Below are 11,371 nucleotides of genomic sequence, written 5' to 3'. Positions count from 1 at the left end.
GAATATGGCAGAATGTGAGCATTTAATTGAGCAAGCAACGTTTGATGTGACTTTCGATTCACAGTATCAAAATGATCTGTTTCAAATGCAAGCTGGACGCTTTATGACTCAGACGATTTTGCCCCTTATCGATAAAGTGTTTAGTGAGTGTGCTATTCATCATCAAGTGATCCAAATTGATAAGTTAGAAATTGATTTAGGCTGTATTCAGGGACAAGATTTTTTCACTCAATTAGAAGACAAATTACCGAGAGTATTAAAACAGACATTGTTAAATCTGATGTCATCAGCTTCAGGCTGTGGGGTAGATAATGTAGTAGAGAGTGTAATCGATAATGTCATTGATAATAGGGGGGAGGGAGAGACTCACATCGCCAATAAACCACTTCACTCCAGCCTTGGAGCAACGGATAACAACCCATTAGTCAATATTCGTCATCAGCAGGCGATAAAATGGCAGCAATTATCATTTTATTTGTTATTTGGCTACTTGCCTTGGAATGTGGATCAGGCTGATTTTGAACGGAATTTGTCTGGCTATGTGCTGCAATATGCTGATCATATCTATCGCTACTTACTTGATAAAGCCAATACATCCACTTCTAGCACGTCTCATCAAGCGAAAAAGAGAAGTGATATGGTCAGACGCTTGATTTTGCAATTATTGCCATTCGCGTTGAAAAGATTTTTCCACGGGTTATTAAAGCGGCTTTCCTGGGGTAAAGGCACCATTTCTGATATTGATAACGTCGATGATATGCCGTTCATGATAATGTGTTTGGGTACACTTGAGGATTATTTGCCGACAGAAAATGTTGTAGGGATACGAAGTCATGTAGAGCATTGGATACAGACAGGAGAAAGCCACTTAAAGCGCCAAATATTAAACGATCAATTAAAAGACCAAAAGCAGAACATTTATCCTTTAGCGTCACATGCGAATACCCATTCATGGGGCGTTATTTTACCGCCTAGGCATGGACTGCAATCGCATAATGTCCATAATAATACATTTCCTGTCTCGGTTGCAATAGACTTACATCCGCAAGCTGAGGGGCAACGTTTTAATCAAACGTCAGTGAGTCGTGAGCCACATATTACATTGGATAATATGACTTCTTATCATCGTCCAGTATTAGCAGATGATATTGTTATACAAGGTAAGATATTACAAGGCCTAATAGAGAGTCGTAAGGATAAGCTCTTCGAGTGTTGGCCGTTGGCAATGGGACCCTATCGACATTTTTTCATTCATGCCTTTCGTCATCATGCTCAGCAAAGTCAGCGTAGAGGTAAGCTTGCGAGAGTACTGAGTTTGTCCATGCTAATTGATATCCTTAAGCTGCTGGAGCCGGTGGAATATGTGTTTATTGTTGAGTTGCATAGGCAATTACAATCGGTTGAAACTCTCACGTTTGAAAAGAGTCAAAGTGAGAAAACAAGTACGGCGCTAAAGGAGGGGTTGCCTTCTCGTGTGGTTCATCATGACAGGCAAGGAAAAAGCGTAAAGCATCGACAGCCTGCTATAGCATCAAAAGGTCCACTGCCTATTGCATCCCTTAATGGGCACTTTTGGGAATTTACGCTTGGGTATTTGCTGGTGGATAGAGGCAGTCAATTTAATCGTAAAAGTTATTTGACTCATATGATTAAAAATATGGCGTCACATCATAATGTGTATGCTGGGCAATTACATCAAAGTTTATGTGTGTCCTTAGCCGGTGTGACAAAACCTTCTCCCTTGAAACTTAGTATGTTACAGCTGCTTCAAGATATGGACTTTCAAACGCGTGTTATTGATGAGGAACAGAATGTTGAAGAAGAGATCCATAAGGAAATAAGTAATGAGCATATTGTGCAAGCCTTTGAGGAGGATCCCTTTTGGTTGTATAGGCTCCATACAAATAAAGATAAGGGGATACATGAGGGCATAGAAAGACTCAATGCGCTATTGATCGAACTCATTTATGCGAAAAATGAACCTCAATTGTTAACGCTTCTGGCTCAATTGACACTCAATCGACCTCAAGGGCTGCAGCTTGTGTTGAGTCGTTTGCTGTTACAATCTTCCATACAGAGGCAATTAGTTGTCTTCATATCAGAAAAGTTGTTTTTTACCTTACTGAGTCTTGTTGACATTATGCCGAACGTCGTGTCATTGATCCAATGGCTGATGAAGCAAGAAGCGATGCAGTGTCGGCTCATATTGACTAAGGCCATCAAGGATGATCATCATAGACAAGGGCTGACGGCGCCGATGAGAGTGGATAGGCTGGCAAAGATGCTGGATCCACCGACGATGTGGCAAGCGAGTCTAACGTATTTATGTTGTTATGCGGGCAGTCAGCTTTGTCCGGTTAATTATATTGCTTGGCTTATTGATTGGTTAGCTCAAAAAAGTCAATGTTCCTATGCTATGTTGTTAGCGATCCTGGGTAGGCGGACGGTTTCAATCGGTGTGTCGTCACCTGATGATATTTTATTTCATTCTAGTGTGAGTCAACTGATCATCAGTGAGTCTGCCATTGCTAATGGTGAGAGTCGTTATGACAGTGATACTCGTTATAAAAGTGGACAGTATAAACGTCACAAAGCGGTTTCTGCTTTTCCAGAGCCAGAGCAAGGGCATAAAGGCGGAGAGGGTGAAGTCGGCATTGCCGTTTCTCATGACGCGGCACTTTTATCCTTGGAGTTTTCATCTTTGGCACGGGCCTCAAATACATTATTAACGACCCATGATGCCTTTTTAGTGCCTGCCACTGCTTCATTAGCCTATTTAAATCGAGTGGGTCCAAGATTACAGGATAAGCGGGATAATGGATCTCAAGACAACTTTTTACCTAAAGTCAAAGAAGATCGCTTTGTATTTTTAGCACTCTTTGGGGAAGCGCTAAAAATGCGTAACGTAGAGCAATTACAAGGTGTATGGCCAAGCTTATTTCAGTATGCTGATCATCAACATAATCCCCACAAAACCAGTATAAAACACTTGTTAATGCATTATGGCGCGCAGTCGAATGTACGCTACTTTTTATCATTTCATCTCACAGAGCAACAACTCATTCAGCTCTGTTTATTATTTGTCCCCGCTGCTGGTGGCCTTTTACGCTCGATGCTTGAGCTCGCGCCGTATTGTTATCTCTCTCCGGCGCTTTTTAAGGCAAAAAGTCCACATGGACATCGAATGAATGCCAATAGATCGAATGGGAGTCGAGAGCATGATCAAGGGGGTCACACAGGGTTAAGCTTGATGTTTAATCGGGCCTGCACTGTCAATAAGGGGGACATCGCTCCTTATTTATGGGGGGCGACGTTATCTTATCTCTTCTTAGCAAAAGAGAAACCGTTTAATTCTCAATCCTATCTTGATAGCCTGATAAAACAATTAGCGGCGCATTATAATCTGCATTATGGACACTTTTTACACTTAGTCATACAAGGTCTCAGTACCCGTTCGACTGTGTCTTTTAAGCTAAGACGATTAAATCACATGCTCATTCAATCATTGAATAGACTAATTGAGCCGCATGCCTTGGTTGAAAAAACGGATAACAGGGCTCTGGGCCTTTTACAAAAAGAGGTCGGCTTACAAGCCCCTAGAGATGATAATGAATGGGATCGTATGGGACACCACACTCGTCATAGCGATCCTGATACGGTTGATATTGGCTCTGGGGTCGCAATATTGGCCAATGCTCATGTCTGTGAGTTTCACATTGAGCGCTTGCTTCAAATAGAAGAGGCGCAAATACACCAAGTATTAAATGCAGAGAGGCTTTATTTTTCACTATGGGATCGGCTTAAACAGTCTTGGATTAAACCAAAGAGTCTCAAAGGCGCTGCATGTGATGATCAAGGGCAGGGCGATGAAAATGAAATCACGGTATTATCCAGTGGATTTACGGATGACTTTATATTGTTAGCAAAAGTATATCCATTACTCTTCTGGCGGCTATGCCTTCGTTTATCCCATGATAAAATGCCTTGGGCACAAGTGTGTGGATCATTCACATCATCCCAAGCACGAAGGTTATCGAGACTGCTATGCGCGTTTTATCAAGAGGCCGTGTCTAAAGCCGCTTTCTACAAAGACTCTAATCAAGAGCGCTATCAAGCAAGCCCTGTTTTGCGGGATCATACGCAACAGGCGAATGTTATCACTGAGGATAACAATAATCATGATTGTGATAGCCAAAAGAGTGAAACTATTTCACTTTGGTTTCAGTCTGTTGCTGATTTTGAATGTTTATCATCAGCGCTTTCACCTTCAGCATGCTCATCTGTTGAACGTTTATCCCAAGCTCCCCCCAACAAAACGCCATCAACGGCTTCGCATGAGATCATGGTGGAAGATATACCCACGAGAGGACCTAAAAGAGTCTCGTTACGGAGGAAAAATAAACATTACTTTTTATTAGTTGACGCTTTATATGCCGTGATGCAGAGGGCAGAGGATCACCAAGCTCAACAACAAGGCGATCCTTTAAGGGGAAATAGACGCTCAGATGAGCAGGACCTTTTTGTTCAACAGATGCAAACCTGTTTAGACGAAGCGCCTGAGATGGTATTGCGATTATTTTCAGCTCTCAGCGAGGGAGCACTCAATATGAGTCCCCCACATGGAGTAAAATCGCTTGAGATCGCATCGTTCACTTCGTTGTCTCAAGCAGAATGTGTATTACAGCAGTTTGATAAAGCTGATGTCTTACAAAGAGTAGTGATGTTTTTACCTGAGGAGGTATTACAACATTTGCTGGTTTTATCAAAAAGTACGGATTATTTAAAAGCCCAAGTGCTATCAGATTTACTGATCCAAGCTTGTTATGGTTTGTTTTCATGTACCAAGGAACTGGAAAGACTCAAGTGGCGTTATTTATATCAGTTTTTTATCTTAGAGGAACGGCGCTTTTCTCAAACGGTATTGACAGATTTATTTGTGGACTTCTTATTAGAGGTGATCCCTAGCAGTCAATATTCACCGCGATTGGCGACGTTATTATCGAAGCCTTCGTTACAGGCTAACGCTTCAAAAGAAGCATTAGCCACAGTCGCCTCAACAAAAGAATGCAAGCAAGCGATGTGCCACGCACTGAAGGGCTATCGATTGAAGGAGTATCAGCCGGAAGTGGAGATATTGAAGGCGATCTTGGCCCCTGATATTGGGTCGTCAGTATTCAATCAACAGCAACAGGCGAATAAGAAGCTGTCAACGGTTAAGCATTCTGATCAAACGTCTCAATGGGATTTTGATCCTCAAGTTGAAGAACAATCCCAGCGTATTTATATTAATAATGCGGGCTTAGTGCTAATCGCACCTTATATTCCCAGATTATTGACCGTGTTAGGCGTGGTATCGCCACCGCAAACCCATATGATCCAAGATAAACAAAAAGCGGTGCATTTATTGGCTCAGTTGGTTAGTGGAAAAGATGTCAACGCGGAATATTTATTGGTATTCAATAAATTATTATGTGGCCTTTCTCTGAGTATGCCAATATCGACGAGCACAGACATCACGCTCAAAGAGAAACAGACAATAGATAACTTACTCAATAGTGTGATCACGCATTGGCAGGCGATAGGGAAAACGTCTATTAGTGGTTTTAGGGAGACATTTTTACAACGTGATGGCGTGTTAAGCAAAGATAATGAAAAAAACCATTGGCATTTGCAAGTGCAGCCGAAAGCCTTCGATATGTTGTTAGATAAGCTACCTTGGAGCTATTCATTAATCAAATTACCTTGGATGGAATGTCCACTGCATGTGACATGGCGATAAAGACATAAATAGGGCGTTGTTATGATAATCGCAAATATTTTGGTTGGTATAATTTAAGGCTGCTTTAGATAAGGAATATCATGAAAATAGCAAGGGTGAGGCCTCAGGGTGAAGGCGCTATGCATACTGTAGAGCATGCATTGACAGAGGATGAGCAGATATTCGATGATAATGCGGCTTGTTTACAGCGAGAAATTGATTGGTTTTCGCAAGCGTTAGAGATTCGGTTGCAGCAGTATTTTACGTCATCAGCGGCATCGAGCATATTCACCAGCCTTCCTCCACCGGATCTTCATTTAGATAATGCTTTATATGCCCAATGGGCTCATAAAAACAAATTAAATCAAGATGAACGTTTGCTGCTTATCTTGGCGTTACTGCCCCATATTCAACCTCAAATACTGGATACATTTTTTATTCATAACGCACAATGTGAGCGTCAATTTACGGAGTTTGGTGGAAGAAAAGGGCAAGTGCATTCTGGTTTTTTACCAACGGGTGAAACGGCGATGTTTATTATTGCGGGTAACGATTTAAACAAACGTTTACAGCTGTTGTCATTATTCGATAGTGGCCATGTTTTTAGTCAAGAGCAGGTGCTCGTTTTTAGATCATCGTCTTCTGATGAACCCTTGTTAACTTGTCTGTTAACGGTGAGCTGTGAATTTATTAATCGCATACTGAGAAACCGTCATGATTTGCTGGATTATAGCAGTACCTTTCCTGCTAAGCGTATTACCAGTGATTTAGAATGGGAAGATCTTGTTTTGCCCCCAGAAGTGGTGGATGACATTGAGCATATTCGCATGTGGATCAAGCATGGTGAACATATTTTGTCTCAATGGTCAGTGGGAAAGAGCCTAAAACCCGGTTACCGTAGTTTATTCTATGGTCCTCCTGGGACAGGGAAAACCTTAACGGCCACCTTAATCGGATCTGAGCTCAACATGGCCGTTTATCGGGTGGATTTATCTTCGTTGATTTCCAAATATATTGGTGAAACAGAGAAAAATTTAGCTCATTTATTTGATCAAGCTGAAACAAAAAATTGGATATTGTTCTTTGATGAAGCTGATGCATTATTTAGCACTCGAACGCAAAGCAGTAGTGCAAATGATCGTCATTCTAATCAACAGATTGCGTATTTATTACAAAGAATAGAGGACTTTCCTGGGGTGGTGATACTGGCCAGTAACTTACGTGCCAATATTGATCCTGCTTTTTCTCGTCGTTTCCAATCTTTGATTTACTTTCCAATGCCCAATGCAACGTTGAGGTTACAGTTATGGTTGCAGATTTTGAGTGGACACTACGCAGACGAAGAGCAAGATAAACTCATTGAATTAGCCGAAAAGTATGAAATATCTGGCGGCGCGATCACCAATGTGGTGAGGTTTGCAGCCATGAGTGCACTGCAATCTGAGCGAGAGATCATTGAACATCAAGATTTAATTAAGGGTGTCATGAAAGAGCTAAGAAAAGAAGGGAGAACGATTTAACATGAATAATAGGACATTCATCATGCCCCCCACTGCCTTGTTATTATCTGATAACCAACAGTGTCATGTGAGATCATCCTATTTGAGGGGGCTCATTATTATTGTTAACCTCATCCGTTTAAGCCTATTGAGCCTGCTATTGATGAAGTCGGTATTGGCGGCAGCCCCTTATGAAAAAAAGGAGATCACCGCCCCCGATTTGTCATCTACCTCACCATATTCTCTTCAACCGTCTCAGATTGAACGCTCTCCGTTAGCGGTTACCGATAACGACGGGAACAATAATGATACGGATTCAAAAAAAGAGGGCATAAAATCGAATCCAATAAAGGTCAATGAAGCAAAGGGCAGTGTGAGCAGTGATAGTTCAGATTCTACGACACGACCTACTAGTGATGACTCTATTCAAGTGACTGAAAAAAAGTCTGATAAAGCAGCGAAGACAAGCGTTACCGTTGATCCGGCTGTCGATAAGAACGGAAACGTTCATTCTAGTCAAGATCTCGTTAAGGACAAGAGTCAAGCGCAGGAAACTGTGCCGCCCAAGGCTTCAAAAGATGATGCAAGTGGCGTTACCACTCAAGAAAGCAACCACAACCAGCCTAATGATAAAAGCCAAGCCCAAGCTGGCAATCAATTGAGATCGCAGGTCATATCTCAACCATTATCTTGTCAGAGGGCATTAAACCAAACAAAGCTGACGCCGTTATTGCGTAATAAAATGTTTGGCGACTTAGTACAGACTAATTTATATATTATTTATCAATATAATAAAGATTATCAAAAGGATAGAAATCAAAGACCCGGTACCTTACTGTCTGACAGCATTGTTGGCAGAGTGACGGAACGCTGGCTGAAGCATTTTTGTGAAGAGTTTACACTGAATACTGGGTTACCCATTGATGAATTCGTGACTCAGTTTTTTGGTGATTTGGTGATTATTGCTGAGTTAACAGAGATTTACCCTGATTGGCGAACAACGGTGGAAACGGCGGCATTCAAGCAGTGGTCAGCAACGCAAAAAACACTCACGGGACAAACGCTGACAAAACAGGGGGCTTCTCAGGTTGAAAAGACCTCAAATTCAGACAATAAAACGGAGAAAGTGGCGACAAATTGTGTTGAGATGATGTCTTGTTTTGGTCAGGTAACAGCGTTGCATATTTTAGTCGATAAGTATTATTTACAACAGCTTAATCCAGCTGTTTTGTGGTTACCCAGTGCTGAACAAATACCTCAACGATATTACCGGTTAACCTCTGAAGATATTGAGCAGTTAACGATTTGGCAGACGAATATAGCTAAACTTAAAAAAATTGTAGGACAAACCTTTGAGAGTCAAGCCAGTATTGATAAAATACTGGTTCCTTTATTAAATCCACTACTGAATACCTCGTCAAAAAGCCAATCCATGCGGCAAGATATTGCCCTTTTAGTGCATATTCAGCCTGCGACGAAAAAGACAGATGATAAGGCCGCAGCGCCAGCACAGTTTTATGTGACCAATGAGTCTCTTGCAAAAATGCAAACGCGATTAAATCTCGTCTATTTATCGAGCCTACAATTAACCGTGCTCACTCAGTTAGAAAATAAGCAATTCCTTAATGCTTACCTGTTTAAAGTCGCATTAAAGTGGACTAATGTGACGGCATTATCGAGCAGTACCATTAATGGATTAGTTGAACTGGCGCTAAAAAACACTCAGAAAGAGGGGGGGGAGCCATTAATCTGGCAACCAACGGCGAATTGTCCCTGTGCAGAAAACATCAGTATTAGAAATTCCCCTCAATTCTTTTATGGTTTTTCGCCTTATTGGGACAGTACTCCTCAATCAATCAATTTTAGTCAATTAACGCGTATTGGTTACTTTTCTGCTGCAGTCAGTGCAGATTATAAATTACAGTTACCCATGAACTGGAAAAACAGTCACCCTTACTCTGATTTTATCGCGACGGCACATAAATACCGAGTGAAAGTGGATTTGGTTATTTCAAATGAACAAGGCGTTACGTCTGGTACATCAACCGATAAGGGGAGTGATGAGCTGACGGATCAAAATCGCTTATCGGCTTATTATTTTAATGACGATCTCATTGATGACATTAATCAAACCATCAAGCAACCCTTATTGGATTACCCTATAAATCGGGTTAAACCATTGATAAGTTTAGGAGCTAGTCCCGTAAGAACCATGGCCGATGGGGTAACGCTTAATTTAGCGTTACCGGTATTAACCCCGAAAGAGCAAAGCTTAATGATCGACTTTATTAAGAAGTTAAAATTAAAATTAAACGGTGAAATGGAGACTGGGAGTGGAGTCGAAGATAGGTATTATGTGAATGTGATGATCCCCGCTAATGAGCTTCAGAAAAACGATGGCTTATATACCGTTGAAAACCTGATAAAAATAGAACCATATGTTAATTTATTCATTATGTTGTTTGAACCTTTATCATTAACTTCTCCCATGCCACTCAGTGAGGATAGGGTGGCTGCAATGAAAGCGTTAAGGACCCTATTTGGTGAAAAAGATTTTGCGGATGGTGTGAGTCAAGTGTTTGATAAAACGGTGCCGTTAGTATTAACAAATGATAATAACTCAGCGCTTAAACAAGTATTGAGTTATTCAAAGTGGAGCTACTTAAATACGGCTTTTTGGACATTGCCTCTGAGTAAAGCTGACAGTCAACTGATCGATAGTGCTTTTTTTTATAAAGGGAATAATTCGGATATTATTAACACTACAAATAGTGTTATTAATACCGCGATGAGTTTAGCCACCCAAACCTGCGATCTTATTTGTCCGAATCGTTGGTATTTAAGGGCTGGGCTTTTTATGATCACGTTAATCGCATTATTTCATGCGTTAGCCTCGATAGGCTTCTATCAGTTGAGGCGTATTTATAGAACTTGGTATTTTATTGGATTTATCTGCGTGATGGCGATACTCGTCATGCTAGCTTTTAATTGCGATCCTTATTGGAAAGCCCAGCAAGAGCTTATCTTTTTTATTTTCATCATATTGCTGTTAGCCGCGAATTTTTTCTGGTGGATTAAAAGAAATAAAGAGGGTAATTTACCCTAAGTTTATCGTCAGTTTTCAACTATCGATATATTGATAGTTGAAAACGTCGGATCCCGCTGAAAGTAAATGGAGCGTTTTGTTTTAGAAGATAATCCATAATAGTACGCTTTTGCGGTTATAAGATGAAGATATTAAAGTTTATAACCGCAGATGTACAAATATTATCTTTTTGTCTGTAACATCAATGCTCAGAGTTAACCCCCTCTGCTAATCGAAATCGAAGCTCAATATTGCTTAGCGAGACTTGATGTGGTGGGAGAACGGTCTCTCATCGATTTAAATCAGGAGGCGCCATTACACAAGCTGGTCTATGATGTTCAAACATTGGCTAAACTAAAACGGGTGGACGTTTAGCGGGGTGAGAGTGTCTGCAATTTGGGTTTTAGTATGATAATCATCCAGATCTGTCAAAAAGTAACCAGAGGCTAAATGAATACCTAGGTGGTAATACATCATATTTTGGTTATCGTAAGGGGTTGTGCTTTAGAGAAAACTTTCAAATTCCTTACCGTCTAAGGTGGGGGGGAATAGCCTATACTGATTACTGAAACAATATAGGAAAATTAATTATGATAAAACATTCAGTGGCTGCAGAATTTGTTCATCAATTGTCAGAGTATGGTGTTACTCAAGTATTTGGTATTACAGGAGATGCAATGAATGCATTTACCGATGCAATTAGAAAAGATGGCAGAATAAAGTGGCATACAGTCCGGCATGAAGAATCGGCTGGTTTTGCTGTAGCAGCTCAAGCTGAGTTGTCACAAGAGCTTGCAGTTTGTGTGGGAACTATTGGTCCTGGCGCAATCCATTTAATTAATGGTATATACAATGCCACACGTGATAGATCCCCTGTGTTAGCTATTACTGGTCAGGTTCCAAGAGCTGAAGCTCAATCTAATTAACAAACGGTAAACCCCCGGCTCTGCCGGGGTGACTCGCATAGGTTTCACCTATACCGCGGTATAGGTAGGCTCAAGTCTCGACCAAAAGACAGGAGAGCAACCT

General features: G+C 41.0%; 4 protein-coding genes. All 4 read left to right on the top strand.

All coding sequences use genetic code 11. From position 1 onward, the window contains the following. The first annotated feature begins 4 nt into the window (after positions 1-4). Positions 5-5,779 (top strand): contractile injection system tape measure protein, encoded by a 5,775-nt coding sequence (locus L2764_RS04355; protein WP_248939025.1) that lies wholly within the window; start codon positions 5-7, stop codon positions 5,777-5,779. An 80-nt stretch (positions 5,780-5,859) separates the two neighbouring features. Next, a complete protein-coding gene (locus L2764_RS04350) occupies positions 5,860-7,278 on the top strand; it encodes an ATP-binding protein (protein WP_248939024.1) in 1,419 nt (472 codons plus the stop codon). A 1-nt stretch (position 7,279) separates the two neighbouring features. Continuing rightward, positions 7,280-10,363 (top strand): hypothetical protein, encoded by a 3,084-nt coding sequence (locus L2764_RS04345; RefSeq protein WP_248939023.1) that lies wholly within the window; start codon positions 7,280-7,282, stop codon positions 10,361-10,363. 569 nt (positions 10,364-10,932) lie between these two features. After that, positions 10,933-11,268, top strand: coding sequence for a thiamine pyrophosphate-binding protein (locus L2764_RS04340; protein WP_248939022.1), 336 nt, complete (start codon positions 10,933-10,935; stop codon positions 11,266-11,268). Positions 11,269-11,371 lie beyond the last annotated feature (103 nt).

The sequence above is a fragment of the Shewanella surugensis genome, assembly GCF_023284005.1.
GTDB classification, from domain to species: domain Bacteria; phylum Pseudomonadota; class Gammaproteobacteria; order Enterobacterales; family Shewanellaceae; genus Shewanella; species Shewanella surugensis.
The sequence above is the reverse complement of the archived record's forward strand: the minus strand, read 5'-3'. Positions and strand labels throughout refer to the sequence as shown.